Annotated in this window: 20 protein-coding genes and 1 pseudogene; 9 read left to right on the forward strand and 12 right to left on the reverse strand. The window is 71.1% G+C overall.

The features are described from left to right. Positions 1-20: 20 nt before the first annotated feature. The 3 genes from QFZ76_RS30160 to QFZ76_RS30170 form a co-directional block, all read right to left on the reverse strand. Entirely contained in the window at positions 21-605 is a 585-nt protein-coding gene (locus QFZ76_RS30160; RefSeq protein ID WP_307676656.1) for a flavodoxin family protein, read from the reverse strand. Positions 606-666: 61 nt separating this feature from the next. Then, positions 667-1,878: an amidase gene (locus tag QFZ76_RS30165; RefSeq protein WP_307676657.1), complete on the reverse strand. Its 1,212-nt coding sequence runs from the start codon at positions 1,876-1,878 to the stop codon at positions 667-669. 49 nt (positions 1,879-1,927) lie between these two features. After that, on the reverse strand, positions 1,928-2,479 hold the full coding sequence (locus tag QFZ76_RS30170; protein ID WP_307676658.1) for a DUF6668 family protein: 552 nt from the start codon (positions 2,477-2,479) through the stop codon (positions 1,928-1,930). Positions 2,480-2,756: 277 nt separating this feature from the next. On the opposite strand from QFZ76_RS30170, the gene QFZ76_RS30175 reads away from it, so the two are divergent. Next, the gene (locus QFZ76_RS30175) at positions 2,757-4,388 is read left to right on the forward strand and encodes a tetratricopeptide repeat protein (RefSeq protein WP_307676659.1); all 1,632 of its coding nucleotides are present in this window, start codon (positions 2,757-2,759) and stop codon (positions 4,386-4,388) included. A gap of 48 nt (positions 4,389-4,436) precedes the next feature. Here the strand turns inward: QFZ76_RS30175 and QFZ76_RS30180 are convergent, their stop codons facing one another. Both QFZ76_RS30180 and QFZ76_RS30185 read right to left on the reverse strand, forming a co-directional pair. Continuing rightward, a complete protein-coding gene (locus QFZ76_RS30180) occupies positions 4,437-4,907 on the reverse strand; it encodes a VOC family protein (protein ID WP_307676660.1) in 471 nt (156 codons plus the stop codon). A 38-nt stretch (positions 4,908-4,945) separates the two neighbouring features. After that, positions 4,946-5,389 carry a helix-turn-helix domain-containing protein gene (locus QFZ76_RS30185; RefSeq protein ID WP_307676661.1) on the reverse strand — a complete coding sequence of 148 codons (444 nt, stop codon included), beginning with the start codon at positions 5,387-5,389 and terminating at the stop codon, positions 4,946-4,948. 163 nt (positions 5,390-5,552) lie between these two features. On the opposite strand from QFZ76_RS30185, the pseudogene QFZ76_RS30190 reads away from it, so the two are divergent. After that, positions 5,553-6,632: pseudogene (locus QFZ76_RS30190) on the forward strand (MFS transporter); the annotation flags it as partial. A gap of 80 nt (positions 6,633-6,712) precedes the next feature. Here QFZ76_RS30190 and rarD read toward each other — a convergent pair. Continuing rightward, on the reverse strand, positions 6,713-7,726 hold the full coding sequence (gene rarD, locus QFZ76_RS30195; RefSeq protein WP_307676662.1) for an EamA family transporter RarD: 1,014 nt from the start codon (positions 7,724-7,726) through the stop codon (positions 6,713-6,715). A gap of 177 nt (positions 7,727-7,903) precedes the next feature. Beyond that, positions 7,904-8,758, reverse strand: coding sequence for an SDR family oxidoreductase (locus QFZ76_RS30200; protein ID WP_307676663.1), 855 nt, complete (start codon positions 8,756-8,758; stop codon positions 7,904-7,906). A gap of 94 nt (positions 8,759-8,852) precedes the next feature. On the opposite strand from QFZ76_RS30200, the gene QFZ76_RS30205 reads away from it, so the two are divergent. The 3 genes from QFZ76_RS30205 (at position 8,853) to QFZ76_RS30215 (ending at position 10,452) form a co-directional block, all read left to right on the forward strand. Further along, entirely contained in the window at positions 8,853-9,272 is a 420-nt protein-coding gene (locus QFZ76_RS30205) for a winged helix-turn-helix transcriptional regulator (RefSeq protein ID WP_373464372.1), read from the forward strand. Between the two features lie 230 nt (positions 9,273-9,502). Continuing rightward, a complete protein-coding gene (locus QFZ76_RS30210; protein WP_307676664.1) occupies positions 9,503-10,072 on the forward strand; it encodes a DUF6082 family protein in 570 nt (189 codons plus the stop codon). Positions 10,073-10,212: 140 nt separating this feature from the next. Further along, positions 10,213-10,452, forward strand: coding sequence for a hypothetical protein (locus tag QFZ76_RS30215; RefSeq protein ID WP_307680172.1), 240 nt, complete (start codon positions 10,213-10,215; stop codon positions 10,450-10,452). Between the two features lie 58 nt (positions 10,453-10,510). Here QFZ76_RS30215 and QFZ76_RS30220 read toward each other — a convergent pair whose 3' ends face one another. The 5 genes from QFZ76_RS30220 to QFZ76_RS30240 all read right to left on the reverse strand — a co-directional run bounded on the left by QFZ76_RS30220 (position 10,511) and on the right by QFZ76_RS30240 (position 17,503). Next, a complete protein-coding gene (locus QFZ76_RS30220) occupies positions 10,511-11,590 on the reverse strand; it encodes a 2-oxoacid:ferredoxin oxidoreductase subunit beta (RefSeq protein WP_307676665.1) in 1,080 nt (359 codons plus the stop codon). Next, positions 11,583-13,508, reverse strand: a complete 1,926-nt coding sequence (locus QFZ76_RS30225) for a 2-oxoacid:acceptor oxidoreductase subunit alpha (RefSeq protein ID WP_307676666.1) — start codon at positions 13,506-13,508, stop codon at positions 11,583-11,585. Before QFZ76_RS30225 ends, QFZ76_RS30220 begins: the two co-directional genes overlap by 8 nt. A gap of 269 nt (positions 13,509-13,777) precedes the next feature. Then, positions 13,778-14,437, reverse strand: coding sequence for a response regulator transcription factor (locus tag QFZ76_RS30230; protein WP_307680173.1), 660 nt, complete (start codon positions 14,435-14,437; stop codon positions 13,778-13,780). A gap of 315 nt (positions 14,438-14,752) precedes the next feature. Further along, positions 14,753-16,114: a sensor histidine kinase gene (locus tag QFZ76_RS30235; protein ID WP_307676667.1), complete on the reverse strand. Its 1,362-nt coding sequence runs from the start codon at positions 16,112-16,114 to the stop codon at positions 14,753-14,755. A 150-nt stretch (positions 16,115-16,264) separates the two neighbouring features. Then, positions 16,265-17,503, reverse strand: coding sequence for a sensor domain-containing protein (locus QFZ76_RS30240; RefSeq protein WP_307676668.1), 1,239 nt, complete (start codon positions 17,501-17,503; stop codon positions 16,265-16,267). Positions 17,504-17,687: 184 nt separating this feature from the next. Here QFZ76_RS30240 and QFZ76_RS30245 point away from each other — a divergent pair, with 184 nt between their 5' ends. The 4 genes from QFZ76_RS30245 to QFZ76_RS30260 are packed head-to-tail and all read left to right on the forward strand — an operon-like array spanning position 17,688 to position 21,386. Further along, positions 17,688-18,116 (forward strand): NADH-quinone oxidoreductase subunit A, encoded by a 429-nt coding sequence (locus tag QFZ76_RS30245; RefSeq protein ID WP_307676669.1) that lies wholly within the window; start codon positions 17,688-17,690, stop codon positions 18,114-18,116. Next, positions 18,107-18,724 carry an NADH-quinone oxidoreductase subunit B gene (locus QFZ76_RS30250; protein ID WP_307676670.1) on the forward strand — a complete coding sequence of 206 codons (618 nt, stop codon included), beginning with the start codon at positions 18,107-18,109 and terminating at the stop codon, positions 18,722-18,724. The genes QFZ76_RS30245 and QFZ76_RS30250 overlap by 10 nt, the downstream gene beginning before the upstream one ends. Next, positions 18,721-20,421, forward strand: coding sequence for an NADH-quinone oxidoreductase subunit C (locus QFZ76_RS30255; RefSeq protein ID WP_307676671.1), 1,701 nt, complete (start codon positions 18,721-18,723; stop codon positions 20,419-20,421). Before QFZ76_RS30250 ends, QFZ76_RS30255 begins: the two co-directional genes overlap by 4 nt. Beyond that, positions 20,418-21,386: a complex I subunit 1 family protein gene (locus QFZ76_RS30260; protein ID WP_307676672.1), complete on the forward strand. Its 969-nt coding sequence runs from the start codon at positions 20,418-20,420 to the stop codon at positions 21,384-21,386. Before QFZ76_RS30255 ends, QFZ76_RS30260 begins: the two co-directional genes overlap by 4 nt. Position 21,387 lies beyond the last annotated feature (1 nt).

Below are 21,387 nucleotides of genomic sequence, written 5' to 3' on the forward strand. Positions count from 1 at the left end.
GGTCACGCGGTCTCGTACGGTCACGCGGTCTCGTACGGGAAGCGCGCGAGCGGCGTCTCCCGCGCGAAGAAGGTCTTGGCGCGGGTCAAGGCCTCGGTGTCCTTCAGTACGTCACCCGGCTTGCTGCCGTTGCCGAGCAGCACCCCGCCGAAGTGCATCCCCAGGTACGCGGCCGACTGGTTGAGTGTGCCGACCAGCGGATCGGCGACCTCCTCCTCCTCGTGCGCGAGCACGGTGACGCCCCACAGCGTGCGCCCGGCCAGCGTGGCCTTGAAATCCACGCCGGGCGTGCGCAGCCAGCCCGACCAGTGGTCCAGGTAGCGCTTGACGGGCGCGGAGACCGAGTACCAGTACAGCGGCGACACGATCACGATGTCCGTCGCCGCGAGCGTCGCGTCGAGCAGCAGCGCCACATCGCCCTCCGTCGGGCGGACGTGGTCGCTGTCGTGCCGCAGGTCCACGAAGTCGGGCAGCGGATGCTCGGCGAGGCTGATCCACTCCTGTTCGACGTCCGCGGGAAGCTGCTCTGCGGCCTCGCGGGCCAGCATCTCGGAGTTGCTCTCGGTGCGGCTGCTGCCCAGGACGAAGAGGAAGCGGCGGGTCATGGGATCCCCCAGGTGGTCGGCGTGCGACGACTACTTGCGCTTGCAGTATATGCGTACGCATTCAATGTGCAATCGTACGGAGCAACAGGTCCTCCCGCCCGGGCGGCGCCACGATCTGGAGCCCGACCGGACACCCGTCGCCGCCGAACCCCGCCGTCATGCTGACCGCCGGGTGCCCGCTCAGGTTGAACGCCCAGGTCAGAGCGGTCGAGTAGCGGTCGCCGGGACCTTCGTGGCCGTGCGGGAGGGTGGGAGTCGTCGGGGTCAGCAGCAGGTCCGCGTCGGCGAAGAGGGCGGCCAGGCGGCGGTCGTTCTCCGCGCGGGTGCGGTGGGCGGAGGCGAGGTCCGCGCCGGGTGACCGGAGGGCGAGCCAGGCCGGGGCGGGGTCTTCGAGGCGGAGGGGCGCGGACGGCCGTACGAGCCGGAGGGCACCGGTTTCCGCGAGGCGTACGGCGGCGGCGTGGGCGACCGCCGCGACGTCCGGGTCGAGATCGGGGCCGGCGAAGCCGAGGTCGGGCGACCAGACGGCGGTGGGGGAGCGTGAGCCACCCGCCGCAGGCGTAGCCCCGGCCCCGGCCCCATGTGCGGCTCCCTCCGCCGGCGCGTCCCCCGCCACCACCCGCCACCAGGCCGCCGCATCCGACGCGCACCGGGTCAGCACGCCGGGCGCCGTGAGCCCCGTACGGTCGGCCGCCGGCAGCCGTCCGTTCGTGACCTTCAGCCCCACCACGCCGCACCAGGCCGCCGGAATCCGCACCGACCCCGCCCCGTCGCTCCCGGTCGCGAGCGGCACCAGTCCGGCGGCCACCGCGGCGGCCGACCCGGCCGAGGAGCCGCCCGGCGTACGGTCGTCCCGCCACGGGTTGACGGTACGGCCATGGGCGCCAAGTCCCCAGGTCTGCCAGGGAGTTCCGGGACCGGGCACGGCCGTCGCACCCACCGCGACACACCCGGCCGCGAGCAGCGGAGCCGCCGTACGCAGCCCGTGCCGGCCCTTCACCCCGACCGGCACCCCGGCCAGCGGCAGCCACTCGCCCGCCGCCACGCGCGCGTCCACCTCACCCGCCCGCCGCAGCGCCTCCTCACCCCACACCTCGACGAACGCGCACAGCTCCGGGTCCACCCGCCCGATCCGCTCCAGCGCGGCCGCGACCACGTCGACCGCACGCAGCGCACGCGAGCGTACGGCGGCGGCGGTCTCCTCCGCCGAGAGCGCGGCGAAGTCGGAGGCGAAGGAGTGGATGGCGGGTACGGCGGGTACGGCGGGTGTCATACGGCGATTCTCGGCAACGCCGTTGAGTGGCAGGGAGTTGGACCGCCGCTCAACGTGACCGCCCCGCCGCCCCCGTCAGGCGGGCCAGCGCCTCCGTCTCCCGAGGCGGTGTCCCGGTCAGGTCGCCCAGGCGCCAGGCCGGCACCCAGGGGACGCGGTGCACGTCGATCGCCGAGTCGATCACCTTGATCCGCTGGGCGAGCGGGCGCGGCAGCCGGCCGGGGGCGTCCGCGACCAGGACGACCGCGTCGAGGCCGAGGCCGGGCGGAGCCTCGCCCCGCCGGAAGAGCTCCAGGGTGTGCAGGGCGGCGCTCAGGCCGGACGCGTGGGTACGGGCGACGAGCAGGACCGACCGCGGGGCGGCGGGGCCGGGCCAGTCGCGTCCGCAGTCGTGGCCGCCGTAGACCCTGGCGAGGGTGGAGGTGCCGGCCCCGCCGTGCGCACCGACGAAGGAGTGGCGCGGAGGGCCGCCGGCGCCGAGGACAGGCTCCGGTGGCCGGCCCTCCGGTGTGGCCACCGGCCCGCGCAGCCAGATCTCAGGCCCTCGCCGTATGTCCCTCCGTATGTCTCGCCGTATGTCACTCCGTACGTCCGTCCCCATGTCCCGCTCCTCCTCGCCGTCCCCGACACCCGCCTGCTACCCGCTGCTGCCCGGTGACGCGCACGGCATCGGGCACGTGTTCTGACGTGGCATGAGTTCCTGGAACGAGTCTGTGACGTCGCAGTGACGTGAGAACCGTGAGGGAGCGGAGAGACTCGACAGTACGTGTACGACCGGATCATGCGCTGAGGGTGCGGAAGCCCGACGCGGGAGGGAGCACCATGGAACCCGAACGCGTTGTCCGGCGACTCCCCGACACATCCGAGTGAGGGAACCGATGGCTCGACTCAGCCGCGACAAGAAGCGGGACCAGCAGCGCGCCGCGCACCCGGCCACCCCCGCGCCGACGCCGATCGACGTCCACGTCCCGGCGTCCGGTACGGGCGCGGGCGCGGCGTGGGTCGGTGACGTACGGATCGTCGCGGCCCCCGGCGAGGAGGTCCAGCAGGCCGTCCTCACCCACCTGCACCACATCGCCTTCAGCACCGGCCACGCCGTCCACGCCACGATCCACGACGAGCGCATCGGCTACGTCGTCCCCCTTCAGGTCGACCCGGACGGCGCGAGCCACTTCACGGCAGACCCGGTACCGATGGCTCCGCCGGTGGAGCGGGGGTCTTCTGCGGGGGCCGATTCCGAGCAGCCTGGTGGGCCTGGGGTGTCTGGTGTGCCCGTACCGCCCGGCATGCCGGCTTCCTCCGACGGCCCCCCGGCCGCCGCCGAGCCGCAGCAGCCCCGGCGTGATCTGCCCACGCACCTTCTACGGCCGTTCGACGAGCCCGTGCGGGACGCGGTCCCCACCTTCCGGATGCGGGCGGTGCCGGAGGCGGAGCCGGCCGACGAGGCGGGCCCCGGCCTTCCCCCGGGAGCGGCTGCCGAGCCCGAGCCGCAAGGGGATGCGGCCCCCGCGTTTCCGCCCCCGGCCGGAGAGTCGTCCTCGACCGGAGAGCCGTCCCCGGCAGGTGAGTCCCCCCATGCCGGTGAATCGCCGTCGAGCGGGTACTCCCCTCCGACCTTCCCCCTCCACGCGCTCCCGGACCAGCCCCCCGGTCACGCCCCCGGCACCGTCGCCCCGCCGACCGGCGTGTTCGGCCCGCCGCCGGTGATGGACGCGAGGCCGGAGCCCACAGAGTCCGCGCCCCCTGCCCCGCCCGGGCACCCCGCCCCCCGCGAGCAGGCCACCCCGCCCGCGCACGCCACTCCACCTGCGCAGTCCACCCCGCCCACGCACGCCACTCCACCCGCGCAGGCCACTCCGCCCGCGCCCTTCACCACACCGGCCGCCCCCACCACACCCGCACGCCCTACCAGCCCCGCCTCCTTCCTCCTCCCCGACCTCGCCCCCGAGCCCGCACCGGACCCCAAGCCCACCCCACCCCGCGGCTTCGACGCCGTCGCCGAAGCCGTGCTCGGGGACGGCCCGCTGACCGTCGCGGCCGGCGACGGCACCGCACCCCCGCTGCTCGCGGAGCCACTCGCTCACATCAACGAGGCCGTGAAGGCGGGGCGGACGGACACGGCGGCGGAGGTGGCGGACCGGACCCTGGCGCAGGCGTCCGGGGCGCTGGGGCCGGAGCACCCCGAGGTGCTGCACCTGCGCGAACTGGCCGCGTACATCGCCTACTTGGCGGACGACCCGGTCCGCTCCTTCCAGCTCTCCCTCGACCTCGCCCACGCCCGCCGCCACATGCGGGACGCGGAGGCCGCGTACGGCAACATCCAGAGCGCGTTCACCGCCTGGCGTGCCGTACGCGACCCCCAGCTGGGCCTGGAACTGGGCCACGCGTTGATCGGCCTGTGGACCGAGCTCACGGCCGAGGACGGCCCCGCCGCCGACGACATCGAGCAGTTGGACAAGGCCCGCGCCCGCATGGGCCGCCTCACCGAGCGCGCCCAGAGCGCCCGTTGACCCGTCGGTCCTCATGCCGACAGCCCCGCGCTCATGCCTCCCAGCACATCACTGCACGCAGAACTCGTTCCCTTCCGGATCCGCCATCACCACCCACTCGCCCGACGGCTCCTTCACCTCCCGCAGCACACTCGCCCCGAGCCCCGTCAGCCGCTCCACCTCGGCAGCGCGCCGCCCCTCGCCGGGGTGCAGGTCGACATGGAGCCGGTTCTTGCCCGTCTTCGCCTCCGGCACCCGTTGGAACAGCAGCCGTCGCCCCAGCCCGGTCCCGCTGTCCTTCTCATACGGGTCGTCCGGATGCCGTACGGCGACCAGGTCCCGGAAGGCGAGGCGGGCGTGGAACTCGACGGTGGCCTCGCGCGGCAGGGCGCCGAGCTCCAGCAACCGCTGGATGAGCGCGTCGTTGTCCTCGACCAGGTAGTTCAGCGCGGCCGCCCAGAAGTCGGCCTGCGCGTGCGGGTCACCGGCGTCGATGACGAGCTTCCAGTGCACGGGGGCGGGTGCGGGTGTCTGTGTCATGCCCACCAGTTATAGCGGCCGGGTCCGACAGTGCCGGGTCAGTGAAGGGAAGCGGCGTCCGCTTCCCGCACGTCGTACGCCGCCCGTGCCACCGCGATCTCCCCCTGGTGGACCTCCGTCCACTTCACCAGGGACTGGATCGTGGCGTGCAGCGTCCCGCCCAGCGGTGTCAGCTCGTACTCCACCCGCGGCGGCACCACCGGATGGACCGTCCGCTTCACCAGCCCGTCCCGCTCCAGCGAGCGCAGGGTCACGGTCAGCATCCGCTGGCTGATCCCGTCGATCTCCCGGCGCAGCTCGGTGAATCTGAGCCGCCGGTGCTCCAGCAGCGCGATGACCAGCAGCGACCACTTGTCGGCCACCCGGTCGAGGATCTGCCGTACCTGGCAGTCCTCCCGGGTGTCCCACTGGAAGGGGTCGGCATCGCCGTAGTCCACGGTGCCCGCGCAGTTACTCGGTGACTTTGAAGTGCCTTCTTCCATGTCTGTCGATGCTGCCGCACGCTGAAGTCGGTTACAAGAGGGAACCGACCCTCATCCCCGTAACCGTCCCTAGATGTGGAGTACTGCCATGGGCACGCGCGCGTGGGCGCTGTTACTCGTCCTCTGCGGAACGATCTTCCTGGAGGGCATCGACGTCGCGATGATGGCGGTCGCGATCCCGTCGATCAGATCCGACCTGGGCCTCACGACCGGCACGGCGGCCTGGGTGATGAGCGCCTATGTCCTCGGGTACGCCGGTTTCACCCTGCTCGGCGGCCGGGCCGCGGACCTGCTCGGCCGTCGCCGGATGTTCCTGATCTGGCTGACCGTCTTCCTGCTCTTCTCGGGGCTCGGCGGCTTCGCCACCGAGGGCTGGATGCTGGTCGTCGCCCGTTTCGTGACCGGGGTGTCCGCCGCGTTCATGACGCCGGCCGCCATGTCCCTGATCACCACCTCGTACGAGGAGGGCCCGCGGCGCGACAAGGCCCTGCTGGTCTTCGCAGGCACCGCGGCCGGCGGCTTCTCGCTCGGCCTCGTCGTCGGCGGCCTGCTCACCCAGCTCGGCTGGCGTTGGGTGTTCTTCGCGCCCGTACTCCTGGCGGGCGCGCTGCTGCTGGTGGCCGTACGAGTGGTGCCGGCGCAGGATGCTCCGGTTGGGCGGCGCCGTGGCTTCGACCTCCCCGGCGCGAGCACCGCCGCCGGCGCCATGCTGCTGGCCGCCTACACCGTCGTACGCCTGGAACACGGTCTGGACGGCTGGCCGTTGACGACCGCGTCCGCCCTCGCGGCGCTGCTGCTGGCCGCCGTCTTCGTCGCCGTGGAGCGCCGGACGGCCGCCCCGCTGGTCCGGCTCGGCATTCTGCGCATGAGCTCCGTCGTGCGCGCGGACCTCGGCGCGCTGCTGTTCGTCGGGGCCTTCTTCGGCTTCCAGTTCGTGGTGACGCTGTACTTGCAGGAGCTGCGCGGCTGGTCCTCGCTCCAGACGGCGATCGCCCTGGTGATCATGGGGTGCGACGCGGTGCTCGCCCCGACCCTCACCCCGAAACTGGTCGCCCGCTTCGGCAACACCCGCGTGATCGTCGGCGGCTTCGTGCTGGCGGTCGTCGCCTACGGGCTGTTCCTGCCGGTCGGCATGGACTGGTCGTACGTGGCGATGTTCCCGACGCTGATCATCGCGGGCACGGCCTTCGCGCTGGCGTACGGGCCGCTGGCGATCGCGGCGACGGACGGCGTCGCCGAGTCCGAGCAGGGGCTGGCGAGCGGGCTGCTGCACACCGCCACGCAGTTCGGCTCGGCGATCGGGATCTCGGCGGTGACGGCCGTCTACGGCTTGGCGTCCACGGGGTCGGGCCCCGAGGCGACGCTCTCCGCGTTCCGTACGGCACTGCTGGTGCCCGTCGGGATGGTGGCGCTGGGCCTGTTCCTCTCGGCCCTGAGCGTGCGGGCGGAGCGGCGGGCGGTGCGCAGGGCGTCCCAGGTGAGCAGCGTCAGCGCCAGCCAGACCAGCGCGAACCCGGCCCAGCGCTCGGGCGGCATGGCCTCGTGGAAGTAGAAAATGCCGAGCAGGAACTGGAAGACCGGGGCCAGGTACTGCAGCAGCCCCAGCGTGGACAGGGGCACACGGATCGCGGCCGCGCCGAAGCAGACGAGGGGGAGCGCGGTGACGATGCCGGTCGCGGCGAGCAGGGTCGCGTGGCCCGCGCCCTCGCCGGTGAAGGTGGAGTCGCCCTGTGCGCCGAGCCACAGCAGGTAGCCGAGCGCGGGCAGGAACTGGATCGCCGTCTCGGCCGCCAGCGACTCGACGCCGCTGAGGTTGACCTTCTTCTTCACCAGGCCGTACGTGGCGAAGGAGAAGGCGAGGGTGAGGGAGATCCACGGCGGGCGGCCGTAGCCGACGGTGAGCACGAGGACCGCGGTGAGACAGACGCCGACCGCCGTCCACTGCACGGGCCGCAGCCGCTCCTTCAGGAGCAGGACGCCCATGGCGATGGTGACCAGCGGGTTGATGAAGTAGCCGAGCGAGGCCTCGACGACGTGACCGGAGTTCACCGACCAGATGTAGAGCCCCCAGTTCACGGTGATGACGGCCGCGGCCACGGTGATCAGCGCGAGCCTGCGCGGCTGCCGCAGCAGCTCACCGACCCAGGCCCAGCGCCGGATGACGACGAGCGCGACGGCCACGAAGGCCAGGGACCACACCATCCGGTGGGCGAGGATCTCGACCGCTCCCGCAGGCTTGAGCAGAGGCCAGAAAAGGGGAACGAGCCCCCACATCCCGTACGCCGCGAAGCCGTTCAGCAGACCTATGTGCTGCTCGCCCTTCGACGTCCCGGCCACGGACCCCTCCTTCTCGCATCCAGCTCGCCTGCAAGAAGGTAACGCCGAGCACCCCCGTCTGTCATGTCCGTATCGGCATACGGTCATGACAGACGGGGGTGACCTGGACCCCAGGGCCCTACCGGGGGAGTCCGGCCCTGGGTGGCTTCGTCTGCTCCATCTGCTCCGTCGTGCGGGTCAGCCCTTGAGCGCGACGGCGATCGCCTCGGCGAGCGGCGTGGCCGGGCGGCCGGCCAGACGGGACAGGTCGCCGCTGGACACGACCAGCTCGCCCTTCTCGATCGACGCGTCCACGCCGGCCAGGATCGCGGCGAACGGCTCCGGCAGCCCGGCTCCGGTCAGGATGCCGATGAGGGCGTCGGTGGGGACGGCGGAGTAGCCGATCTCCTTGCCGGTCTGCCGGCTGAGCTCGGCCGCGTACTCCGCGAAGCTCCACGCCTCGTCGCCGCCCAGCTCGTACGTCTTGTTCTCGTGCCCCTCGCCGGTCAGTACGGCGACCGCGGCGGCCGCGTAGTCGGCGCGCGAGGCGGAGGACACCCGGCCCTCGCCGGCGGCGGCGACGACCGCACTGTGCTCCAACACCGGGGCGAGGTTCTCGGTGTAGTTCTCGTGGTACCAGCCGTTGCGCAGCAGCGCGTACGGCACACCGGAGGTGGTCAGGGCCTCCTCGGTGCCACGGTGGTCGTCGGCGAGCGCGGCGGTCAGGGTGCCGGGGGCGCTGGTGTAGGCGAGCAGCGCCACACCGGCCGCCTTCGCGGCGTCTATGACGATGGTGTGCTGCTGGACGCGGCCCTTGTCGAACTCGTTGCCCGAGATGAGCAGCACCTTGTCACCGGCCGCGAACAGCCCGTCGAAGGAGGCCGGGGCGTTGTAGTCGGCGAGCGCGATCTTCACGCCGCGCGCCGCGAAGTCGGCGGCCTTCTCCGCGTTGCGGACGACGGCGGTGATCTGCTCGGCCGGGACCTTCTCCAGCAGCTGCTCCACGACGTGGCGGCCCAGGTTTCCGGTGGCTCCGGTGACAACGATGCTCATGATCTGCGATCTCCTTGTGGGGTGCGTCTCTGCCGCTAACCATAGGGTGTGCGCTAACTCTGCGAAAGTACCCACTTTGAAGTAAGGTACTGGTATGGCAGTAAGCAATGGGGTGAGCGGCCCGTCGATGGGTCCGTCGATGAGTCCGTCGGTCGCCGAGGAGATGTGTCCGCACCGCCTGGTGCTGGAACACGTCACCAGCCGCTGGGGTGTCCTGGTCCTGATCCAGCTCCTCGACCGCCCCCATCGCTTCAGCGAGCTGCGCCGGGCCATCGGCCGCGTCAGCGAGAAGATGCTCACCCAGACCCTCCAGACCCTGGAACGCGACGGCCTCGTCCACCGCGACGCCAAGCCGGTCATCCCCCCGAGGGTCGACTACTCCCTCACCGGCCTGGGCCGCGAGGCGGCCGTACAGGTGCGGGCGCTGGCCGTGTGGACCGACGCGCGGATGGGGGAGGTGCAGAAGGCGCGGGAGGTGTACGACGCGCGGAAGATGGCCTCTGAGCAGGGCTGACGCGTCCGGCGAGGGTCGAACGAACGTATGCGGGCGGCGCCCGCGGGGCACACGTATGGCAGGGCGCCGGTCGATGTGAGCCTCACGTCCTCCAATGCGCCCTCCCTCCGCCTCCCACGCCGACTTGAGCCGCAGGGCACGCTGGAACGCGGAGTGCCACGCCTACTGTGCACCGGCCTGCGATGCCATCAATCGGCGCACGGTACCCGGATCCAGGGGGATGCCTTGACATGGGCACACGGAATTTGGCCGCGTACAGGGTCGGCTCCGCCGTGGTGGCGGGGCTGGGTCGAATGAGGGCTCCGTTCTTGCGCGGCGGCCGTCATCGACGACACGAGGAACTCCTGCTCGAACTCGTCCGTCAAGTCGCCGGGATGACCGCGGAGCTGCATCGCGCCAACCTGCTTCAGCACCACCGCCTGATGATGGACCAATGGGACCGTGCCATCGACGACCCGTCGTTCGCCGCGGTTCTGAGCACCCTCGACGGGATCTCCGAGGCGAAGCGCCGGCAGATGCTCTTCGCCAACCGCGCCTACCAGACGGTCCTGCTCGCCCACAGGGTCGGCATCGTCGACCAGGACGAGCTGCTGGGCCACCTGCGGATGCAGTGTCGCAGCGAGCTCTTCCGGGAGTTCTGGTCACGCACGGTCGAGCACCGGCGCAGCCTCAAGGCCGGCTCACTGGAGAAACGTATCGGCGAGGCGGTGGACATCCTTCTGGACGAGTTGGCCGACGACCCTGACGAGTGGTGGATCGTGGGGCCGGGGCCCACTGCGCCGGATGCGCCGTGCGACTGAGGTGTGCGCCGTGCGGCTGACTCATGCGCCCGAGTGGTCGGACAAGGGACGGCGCACGGGTGTACTTGTGCGTGATGGGCAGGTTGTTCGGTTAGAGCTTCACGGTGCGTAATGACCGGCTGCCTGCCCGTATCGCCCGTATCGCCCGTATCGCCCGTCGCCTGGGCGCCACCCCCCAGCAGAGGGGAAGTCTGTCCGGTGAGTCCTGCCCTGACCTCTTCGAACTTACGGACGGTGATTTCGCGGTCATCGGCACCGAAGCCACCGCCGCCCTGGAACCCCATCTCCCCCCGGACGCCTCCCGCGCGGACCACGAGCGCATCGTCGTCATCACCCGCGAGACCCTGATCCGCGCCAAGAAGGACATCCCTGACGCATGACGTCACAGGGCCCGGCGCCGTGACGTACGGCACCGGGCCCTGGGGCGTCGGACGCGGGTCAGCCCACGACCGTCCAGGTGTCCCCGCCGGCCAGCAGCGCTCCCAGGTCGCCCTTGCCGTTCTGCTCGATCGCGGTGTCGAGCTGGTCCGTCATCTGAGTGTCGTACACCGGTCGCTCCACGGAGCGGAGCACCCCGATGGGGGTGTGGTGGAGGGTGTCCGGGTCGGCCAGGCGGGAGAGGGCGAAGGCGGTGGTGGGGGACGTGGCGTGGGCGTCGTGGACCAGGACGTCCGCCTCGTTGTCCGGGGTCACCGTGATCACCTTCAGGTCGCCGGTCGACGGGTCGCGTACGACGCCGCGGGTGCCGTCGGTGCCGAAGCGGATGGGCTTGCCGTGCTCCAGGCGGATCAGGGCCTCCTCGGCCTGCTGCTTGTCCTTCAGTGCCTCGAAGGCGCCGTCGTTGAAGATGTTGCAGTTCTGGTAGATCTCGATCAGCGCGGTGCCAGGATGGGCGGCGGCCTGGCGCAGGACCTCGGTGAGGTGCTTGCGGTCGGAGTCGATCGTGCGGGCCACGAAGGAGGCTTCCGCGCCGATTGCCAGGGACACCGGGTTGAACGGGGCGTCCAGGGAGCCCATCGGCGTCGACTTGGTGATCTTGCCGACCTCGGAGGTCGGGGAGTACTGGCCCTTGGTCAGGCCGTAGATCCGGTTGTTGAACAGCAGGATCTTCAGGTTGACGTTGCGGCGCAGGGCGTGGATCAGGTGGTTGCCGCCGATCGACAGCGCATCCCCGTCACCCGTGACCACCCACACCGACAGGTCCCGGCGGCTGGAGGCCAGGCCGGTCGCGATGGCGGGGGCACGGCCGTGGATGGAGTGCATGCCGTAGGTGTTCATGTAGTACGGGAAGCGGGACGAGCAGCCGATGCCCGAGACGAAGACGATGTTCTCCTTCGCCAGGCCCAGCTCGGGCATGAAGCCCTGGACCGCGGCGAGGATGGCGTAGTCACCGCAGCCGGGGCACCAGCGCACTTCCTGATCGGACTTGAAGTCCTTCATGGACTGGCGGGCCTCGGCCTTGGGGACGAGCGAAAGCGCCTCGATCGTGCCCGTGCCTTCCGTGGACGTCTCAGCCATCGATGGCCTCCTTCAGAGCCGTGGCGAGCTGTTCTGCCTTGAACGGCATGCCGTTGACCTGGTTGTAGGAGTGGGCGTCGACCAGGTACCTCGCCCGGACCAGGGCGGCGAGCTGGCCGAGGTTCATCTCGGGGATCACCACCTTGTCGTAGCCCTCAAGGACGGTGCCGAGGTTGGCGGGGAAAGGGTTGAGGTGGCGCAGATGGGCCTGCGCGATGGCCTCGCCGGCGGTGCGCAGCCGCCGTACCGCCGCCGTGATCGGCCCGTACGTGGAGCCCCAGCCCAGCACCAGGGTGCGGGCGCCGTGCGGGTCGTCGACCTCCACGTCCGGTACGTCGATGCCGTCGATCTTGGCCTGCCGGGTGCGGACCATGAAGTCGTGGTTGGCGGGGTCGTAGGAGATGTTGCCCGAGCCGTCCTGCTTCTCGATGCCGCCGATCCGGTGCTCCAGGCCCGGCGTGCCCGGGATCGCCCACGGGCGGGCCAGGGTCTGCGGGTCGCGCTTGTACGGCCAGAAGACCTCGGTGCCGTCGTCCAGGGTGTGGTTGGGGCCCTGCGCGAACTGCACCCGCAGGTCGGGGAGCTCGTCGAGGTCGGGGATCCGCCAGGGCTCGGAACCGTTGGCCAGATAGCCGTCCGAGAGCAGGAAGACGGGCGTGCGGTACGTCAGCGCGATCCGGGCCGCCTCCAGGGCCGCGTCGAAGCAGTCGGCCGGGGTGCGCGGGGCCACGATCGGCACCGGCGCCTCGCCGTTGCGCCCGTACATCGCCTGCAGCAGGTCCGCCTGCTCGGTCTTGGTCGGCAGACCCGTCGACGGGCCGCCCCGCTGGATGTCGATGACCAGCAGCGGCAGCTCCAAGGACACCGCCAGCCCGATCGTCTCGCTCTTGAGCGCCACGCCCGGACCGGACGTCGTCGTCACCGCCAGCGAACCGCCGAACGCCGCACCCAGCGCCGCCCCGATCCCGGCGATCTCGTCCTCCGCCTGGAAGGTACGCACGCCGAAGTTCTTGTGCTTGCTCAGCTCGTGCAGGATGTCGGACGCCGGAGTGATCGGGTACGAGCCCAGGAACAGCGGCAGGTCCGCCTGCCGGGACGCGGCGACCAGCCCGTAGGACAGCGCCAGGTTCCCGGAGATGTTCCGGTACGTGCCGGTCGGGAACGCCGTCGTCGCCGGCGCGATCTCGTAGGAGACCGCGAAGTCCTCCGTCGTCTCACCGAAGTTCCAGCCCGCGCGGAAGGCGGCGATGTTCGCGGCCGCGATGTCCGGCTTCTTGGCGAACTTCGAGGTCAGGAACTTCTCGGTGCCCTCGGTCGGCCGGTGGTACATCCACGACAAGAGGCCGAGCGCGAACATGTTCTTGCTGCGCTCGGCCTCTTTGCGAGTGAGGTCGAAATCCTTGAGAGCCTCGACGGTCAGGGTGGTCAGGGGGACCGGATGGAGGTGGTAACCGTCGAGGGATCCGTCCTCCAGCGGCGAGGCCGCGTACCCCACTTTCGCCATCGCCCGTTTGGTGAACTCGTCCGTGTTGACGATGATCTCCGCGCCGCGCGGCAGATCGGCGATGTTCGCCTTCAGCGCCGCCGGGTTCATCGCGACCAGCACATTCGGCGCATCACCCGGCGTGAGGATGTCGTGGTCGGCGAAGTGCAGCTGGAAGGAGGAGACACCGGGGAGAGTGCCGGCGGGGGCCCGGATCTCGGCCGGGAAGTTCGGCAGGGTCGACAGGTCGTTGCCGAAGGACGCCGTTTCCGAGGTGAAACGGTCACCGGTGAGCTGCATCCCGTCACCCGAGTCACCCGCGAAACGGATGATGACCCGGTTCAGACGGCGGACGTCCTTCACGCCTGCCGCTTTGCGCTGCTCTCCCACGACGGTTCCGTCGGCCTGCTCCGCTGGACTACTGACCTGCGTCACTGAACTGGACCTCCCTCGAGGCGGCTGTCTGGGAGCGGCCTTCCCGCAGGCCCTCCCAGGATCAACCCTACGACCGTAAGGGTCGCCTTCCCTGGGTCATTCGCATGATGGACACGCTTTTGAGATGGTTGGGCACCCCGACTTGTCACGATTTACTCGCCCCCAGCGCTTGCCCTTGAAGACGCTGCCCCTCATTCTTCGGTTCTCGGGATCGGCGGGCCCGCACATCCCGCTCAGCGGGCGCCCATTTCTGACAGGGTGTCAGACTCTCAGGAGTTCAAGTAGGTGAGGACCGCGAGGACGCGCCGGTGGTCGCCGTCGCTCGGGGACAGCCCCAGCTTCAGGAAGATGTTGCTGACGTGCTTCTCGACGGCCCCGTCGCTCACGACCAGCTGCCGGGCGATCGCGGAGTTGGTCCGGCCCTCGGCCATCAGCCCCAGGACCTCACGCTCCCTGGGGGTGAGTCCCGCGAGCACGTCCTGCTTGCGGCTGCGCCCCAGCAGCTGCGCGACGACCTCGGGGTCCAGGGCCGTACCTCCCTGGGCCACCCGTACCACCGCGTCCACGAACTCACGCACCTCGGCTACCCGGTCCTTGAGCAGATAGCCGACCCCGTGGCTGGAACCGGCCAGCAGTTCGGTGGCGTAGCGCTCCTCCACGTACTGCGACAGCACGAGCACACCGAGTCCGGGGTGCGCCTTGCGCAGCTGTACGGCGGCCCGCACCCCCTCGTCGGTGTGCGTCGGCGGCATTCGTACGTCCGCCACCACGACGTCCGGCAGCGCACCCTCCGCGTCCAGCTCGGTGATGGTCTTGATCAGCGCGTCCCCGTCACCCACCCCGGCGACCACATCGTGCCCCCGGTCGGTCAGCAACCGGGTCAGGCCCTCCCTGAGCAGCACCGAATCCTCGGCGATGACCACGCGCACCCTGTCCTCCACGATCTACGGCCCCCCACAGCCCCGACTCCACCGCCCGCCCGGACGACAACGTCCAGCATCCCAGCATTCGGACCCGGGCGGGCCCGGGCAGCAGGAATCATCGGGGATCAAGGGGAACGAAGGGCACGCGAGCCATCCAGCCCGTCCGGCGCTTGAGGACGAGGCCGTTCAGGCCGACGGGGTCCAGGGGGCGGAGCCCCCCGGTACGGGGTCGAAGGGGCAGCGCCCCTGGAGGACGGGAACGGGTAGGGGCGGCGGGGGCGAAACCACACCCCGCCGCCCGGTCCCGCCCAACCGCGGAGCTCACCGCATCGCCGGCTCCGCCCGCCAAGGCAACTCCGCGGTGATCCGGGTGGGCCCGCCCTCCGGCGAGTCCACCACCAGAATCCCGTCCACCGCGTCCAGCCGCTCCGCGAGCCCGGCCAGCCCCGACCCGCCGGCCGTGTCCGCCCCGCCCACCCCGTCGTCCACGACCTGCAGCATCAGCCGGTTCTCCACCCGCCACACATCCACCGACGCCCACGTCGCCCGAGCGTGCTTGCTGATGTTCTGCAGCAGCTCCGACACCGTGAAGTACGCGATCCCCTCGATCGCCGCCGCCGGCCGCGCCGGCAGATCCACCTCCACCTGCACCGGCACGGTGCACCGCGACGCCACCGCCGACAGCGCCGCGTCCAGGCCCCGATCCGTCAGCACCGCCGGATGGATCCCGCGTGCCAGGTCCCGCAGTTCCTGGAGAGCCGTCTTCACCTCACCGTGCGCGTCGTCCACCATCCGTGCTGCCGCCTGCGGGTCCTCCGTGAGCTTCTCCTTCGCCAGCCCCAGATCCATGGCCAACGCCACCAGCCGTGCCTGCGCCCCGTCGTGCAGGTCCCGCTCGATGCGCCGCAGGTCCGCCGCGGCGGTGTCCACGACGACCCCCCGGTCCGACTCCAGCTCCACCACCCGCGCCGACAACCGGGTCGGCCCGAGCAGCCCGTGCACCAGCACCCGGTCCACCATCGTCAGCGCCCGCACGATCCACGGCGTGGCCATCGTGAACAACAGCCCCACCAACGCCGTGACGCCGATCTCGAAGGCGTTGTCCAGGTAGATGTGGTGGCTTTCGTCGCCGTACAGCTGGAGCCCGTCCTGACCGCCGTACATCGGGAAGAGCCAGAACCACAGCGGGTACGTCATCAGCGACCACCCGATCGACCAGAAGGTCACCGAGACGACGAAGGAGAACACCGACCACGGCAGGTACAGCAGCGCGTACAGCAGGGTCCGCCAGGAGGTGCCGCTCCCGAGGACGGCTCCCATCCAGCCCATCACGCCCTGCTTCCGCATCCGCAGCGGCTCCGGGTCGCCCACCTCCAGACCCAGCAGCGCCCGCGCCCGGCCCCGCTCCAGCGCACCGAACCCCCGGCACCCGGCCAGCCCCGCCGCCAGCACCGGAATCCCGAGGAACGTCACGAGCAGACCCGCACCGAGGGAGACCATCGTGACGGCGTACGTGAACAGGAACACGCCGATCGGCAGGCCCAGCAGCACATACGCCAGCTCGCTCCAGCTGCGCGCCTCGAACGGCGCCCGCAGCGCGGAGGGCAGCCGATGCCTGCGCGTCCCCTCCGCGAACCCGAGCCCGCTGTCGTGCCCGTAGCCCTGTCCGTAGTCCGTGGCCATCGGCGTCGTCCGTTTCTACTCGTCCTGAGGTTCCGCAGACCCTGCTGGTCCACCTGCTGGTCCCGAGGCTGTGCCGTCGTATCTCCACCCTGCTCGGCCGCAGGTCCGCGGACCATGGAGTCAGTCGGCGTCCTGGACGGGGGGTTTTCCCTACCTCCGGGACCGCCTGGGCTCCCCGGCCCCCCTGGGCTCCCGCGCGTCGAGCGACCGGTCCCGCCACGGCAGCTCCGCCGTGACCACCGTCGGCCCGCCCGGCGGCGAGTCGATGACGAACAGGCCGTCGACGGCGCCCAGCCGGTCGGCGAGGCCGCGCATCCCCGTACCGCCGTCGAGACGCGCGCCGCCGTGGCCGTCGTCCCACACCTGGATCAGCAGCCGGTCGTCGGCCTGCCACACGTCGACCGACGCGGTCCTCGCCCCGCTGTGCTTGCTGATGTTCTGCAGCAGCTCCGAGACGGTGAAGTAGGCGATGCCCTCGATCGCCGCGGCCGGTCTGGTCGGCAGGTCGGCCGTCACCTTCACCGGCACCGTGCAGCGCGAGGCGACCGAGGACAGGGCCGCGTCCAGGCCGCGGTCCGTCAGTACGGCGGGATGGATGCCCCGGGCCAGATCCCGCAGCTCCTGCAACGCGAGCTTGACCTCGCCGTGCGCCTCCGCGACCATCGCCGCCGCCGTGTCGGGGTCCTCGAGGAGCTTCTCCTTGGCGAGGCCCAGGCCCATGGCCAGGTTGACCAGCCGGGCCTGCGCACCATCGTGCAGATCGCGCTCGATGCGCCGCAGATCGGCCGCGGCCGTGTCGACCACGACCCCCCGGTCCGACTCCAGCTCGGCGATCCGCCGCTCCAGCTCGTCGGACGGCGACAGCAGGCCGCGCACCATCGCCCGGTCCACGTTGGTCAGACCCCGCGCGATGAACGGCAGCACCGGCCACAGCACGAACAAGGAGGTCAGCGTGATGGCGAAGGTGAAGACACCCCAGGGCAGCCGGACGAAGTCGTACAGCACCGTGCGCCAGCCGACCGGGTCCTTGATCCCCATCCACAGCTGCGCGAAGAAGCCGTTCCTTCTGCTGCGCAGGGGGAGGGGGCTCGGCTCGTCGATCCGCACCCCGAGCAGGGCCCTGGCCCGCGCCCGCTCCAGCTTGCCCAGTTGCCGGGCGCCCATCAGGCCGGCCGCCAGCAGCGGGAAACCGATCACCGTGACGGTCAGCCAGAAGCCGGTGACCAGCACCGTCATGACGTAGGTGAATCCGAGCAGGGCCACCGGGAGGTTCGCCAGGAGGTGCGCGATCTCCTTCCAGGTGTGCCGGTCGAAGGCGAAACGGACAGGCGGCAGGCGGTCGCTGTCCGCTTCCCCGCTGGGTCTCGAGGACGGGAGACGTTCGGTCATACGGGTTAGCGTGCCGCGCGGCGGGCCGCCGCGCCATGAGGCGGACCGCCGCGATCCCCTGGGGATAACCCCACCCCGGCGACCTGTGGCTTGTGCCAAGGCGTGACGGGCTGCTTACGGTCTCTTTAGCAGGGCCTAGACTCCCGTGCGTACAGATCGTCGAAGAGCGTCCAGTGTCGTCCAGATGTCGTCCAGTGTCAGGGAGCGAGGGACTGACGTGCCGGAACCGACCGTCGTCGTTGCGGCGGACTACTTCCAGTCGTACTCGGTCGTCGGGCTGCTCGCCGTCGTCGGCGTCCTGTTCGTGGCCGTCGCCTTCGGAGCCGGGCGGCTGCTGCGACCCGTGGTCCCCACGCCCGAGAAGCTCCTGACGTACGAGTGCGGCGTCGACCCCGTCGGCGAGGGCTGGGCCCACACCCAGGTCCGCTACTACGTCTACGCTTTCTTGTACGTCATCTTCGCCGTCGACTCGATCTTCCTGTTCCCCTGGGCGACGGTGTTCGCCGCCGACGGGTACGGCGCGACGACACTCGTCGAGATGTTCATCTTCCTGGGCTTTCTCGCCGTGGGCCTGCTGTACGCGTACAAGAAGGGCGTACTGGCATGGACGTGACCCCAGAAGTGACTCCTTCGGAGCCCGTGTACCTGCCGGAGCCGAAGCGCCTCGGCGTGCTCTCCCGGCTCGCCCCCGAGCCGATGAAGGTGGTCCTCAACTGGGGCCGCCGCTACTCCCTGTGGGTCTTCAACTTCGGCCTCGCCTGCTGCGCGATCGAGTTCATCGCCGCGTCGATGGCCCGCCACGACTTCATCCGCCTCGGCGTGATCCCCTTCGCGCCCGGCCCGCGCCAGGCCGACCTGATGGTCGTCTCCGGCACGGTCACCGACAAGATGGCGCCGGCCGTGAAGCGCCTCTACGAACAGATGCCCGAGCCGAAGTACGTCATCTCCTTCGGCGCCTGCTCCAACTGCGGCGGCCCGTACTGGGACTCGTACTCCGTCACCAAGGGCGTCGACCAGATCATCCCGGTGGATGTGTACGTCCCGGGCTGCCCGCCGCGCCCCGAGGCGCTGCTCCAGGGGATCCTCAAGCTCCAGGAGAAGATCGCCCGGGAGTCGCTGGGGGAGCGGTACGGGACGGTCCGGCCGTCGGCCGCGGCGCTGCAGAGCGGGCTGGTGCGGCCGCCAGCTGCTGAGCCGGCTGTTGAGGGGGACGCGCGATGACGGTGGTCGGCTGGCTGCCCGCGCCCGCCGAGGAACTGTTCGGCGCGGAGGCCACGGCGGAGGAGTCGTACGAGGTGCTGACGGTGGACGTGCCGCCGGCCTCCTGGATCGCGGCGCTCGAAACGGCCCGCGACCGCCTCGGCTGCACCTACTTCGACTGGCTGAGCGCGGTCGACGAACCGGGCACGGGCTTCCGCGTCTCGGCCCACGTCGTGGCCCTCTCCCCGGTACGCCGCCTGCTCGTCCGTACGACCGTCCCGCACGAGGCCCCCGCCCTGCCGACCGCCGTCGACGTGTACGCGGGCGCCGCCTGGCACGAACGCGAGACCCACGAGATGTTCGGCGTCGCCTTCGAGGGCCACCCCTCCCTGGACCACCTCCTCCTCCCGGACGGCTTCGAAGGCCACCCCCTCCGCAAGGACTTCGTCCTCGCCTCCCGAGTCGCCAAGGCCTGGCCCGGCGCCAAGGAACCCGGCGAATCCGAACACGGCGGCCCCAAACGCCGCCAAATGCTCCCCCCAGGCGTCCCCGACCCCAACGAATGGGGCCCCCTGAAGGGCCAACTCCCCCCGGCCCCAACCCGTCCGGCACGGGGCGCGGGGCGCGCGGGGGCGGGAGAACGCCCGGTGCGGGGTGGTACTGGGGATCGCCCGGTACGGGGTACTGGGGATCGCCCGGTGGGGGACACGGGCGAGCGCCCGGCGCGCGCGGCCGGCGAACGGCCCGTACGGCGTGCCCGTACGGCGGCTGAGGGGTCGGCGAGTCAGGTGTCGGCCGCTCCGGTGGAGGGTTCGGGAAGTGCGAAGGAGGCCGCCGCGGTGGAGGCGGCCGGGTCTGCGGGTGCGGCGGGTGCGGCGAGGCGGTCTGGTACGGCGGCTGAGGAGGGTTCGGCGAGTCGGGCCGAGGCGGTTCCGGCGGAGGACGCGGCGGGGCAGGCGAAGGAGTCTGATTCTTCGCGTTCGTCAGCTGGGCCGAGTGAGTCTGGTACGGCGGCCGAGGGCTCGGCGAGCCGGACCTCGCCGTCTCCAGTGCAGGGCCCGGGGAGTCCAACGGCGGCGGAGCAGGCGGCGGAGTCCCAGCCCACGGGCGCGCCCGCTGTACCGAGGCGTTCCCGCACTGCTTCGGATGGCTCGGCCAGCCAGAGCGAGGCGTCCAAGGCCACGGAGACGTCGGCCACGGGCGCTCCGCACCCAGCTGCCCCGGCCAGCGATGCGCCCGGTGCCCGGCGTCAGGCCCGCACCGCTTCGGAGGCATCGGCGAGTCAGGGAGCCACGCCCGGCGCGGTGGATTCGGCCGACGACACCGGCGAGGCCGCCGCACCTGCGCAGACCGAGGGCACGCCCCCGAAAGCGCCCACCACTCCGTGCAGCCCGGACGCCCCCTGGCACCACGCCCGCCCAGCCTTCGACGAACGGGAAGCCGGGCGAGGCGCTGAGCCCGAGCCGAACGCCGAGAGCGAGGCAGCGGCCGGCCAAGCACCCAATGCCGAGCAGGCACCGGAAACCGAGCCGGACCACGCTCCCGAAGCCGAAGCCGAAGCCGAAGCCGAAGCCGAAGCCGAAGTCGATGCCGAAGCCGAGGTCGATGCGAATACGGAAGCCGAGCAGGCACCCAACCCCAAGCACCCCCCAAGGCCCGGCCCTGTCCCCGACCCCGAGCCCGGCACCCCCGAAGACCCCTCAGGAGGCCCGCAGTGAACGACGCACTCGACGTCGCCCTGCGACTCGTGATCGTCTTCGTCGTCTTCCTCACCTTCCCCCTGATCGTGGGCCAGACCGAGCACAAGGTCATGGCCCACATGCAGGGCCGCCTCGGCCCGATGTACGCCGGTGGCTTCCACGGCTGGGCCCAACTCGTCGCCGACGGCGTGAAGTTCGCGCAGAAGGAAGACATCGTCCCGGCGGGCGCGGACCGCCGTATCTTCCAACTCGCCCCCGCCGTAGCCCTCCTCCCGTACCTCCTGGTCCTCCTCGCCATCCCCATCGGCCCCGGCGAGGGCGCCGTCGGCGAGGTCATCGACGCGGGCGTCTTCTTCGTCCTCGCCGTCATGGGCGTGGGCGTCCTCGGCTCGCTCATGGCCGGCTGGGCCTCCGCCAACAAGTTCTCCCTCCTCGGCGGCCTGCGCACCGCCGCCCAGCTCCTCGCCTACGAACTCCCGATGCTGCTCACCGCCGCCTCGGTGGCGATGGCGGCCGGCACCGTCTCGATCCCCGGCATTCTTGACGCCTTCGAGTGGTGGTGGCTGCCCTGGCAGATCGTCGGCGCGATCGTGTTCTTCGTCGCCGGCCTCGCTGAACTCCAGCGCCCGCCCTTCGACATGCCGGTCGCCGACTCGGAGATCATCTTCGGTGCCTACACCGAGTACACCGGCCTCCGCTTCGCCCTGTTCCTCCTCGCCGAGTACGCCGGAATCGTCGTCCTGTGCGGCCTGACCACCGTCCTCTTCCTGGGCGGCTGGCACGGCCCCTGGGGCGCCGACGGCCTCGGCTGGGTCTGGACCCTCCTGAAGGCGGCCGTGCTGGCCTTCGTCGTCATCTGGCTCCGCGTCACCTACCCACGCCTGCGCGAGGACCAGCTCCAGAAGCTCTCCTGGACCCTCCTCGTCCCCCTCTCCCTCGCCCAGATCGCCCTCACCGGCATCGTCAAGGTGGTGATCCAGTAAC

Source organism: Streptomyces sp. V4I2, from assembly GCF_030817655.1.
In the GTDB taxonomy this organism is placed as follows: Bacteria; Actinomycetota; Actinomycetes; order Streptomycetales; family Streptomycetaceae; genus Streptomyces; species Streptomyces plumbiresistens.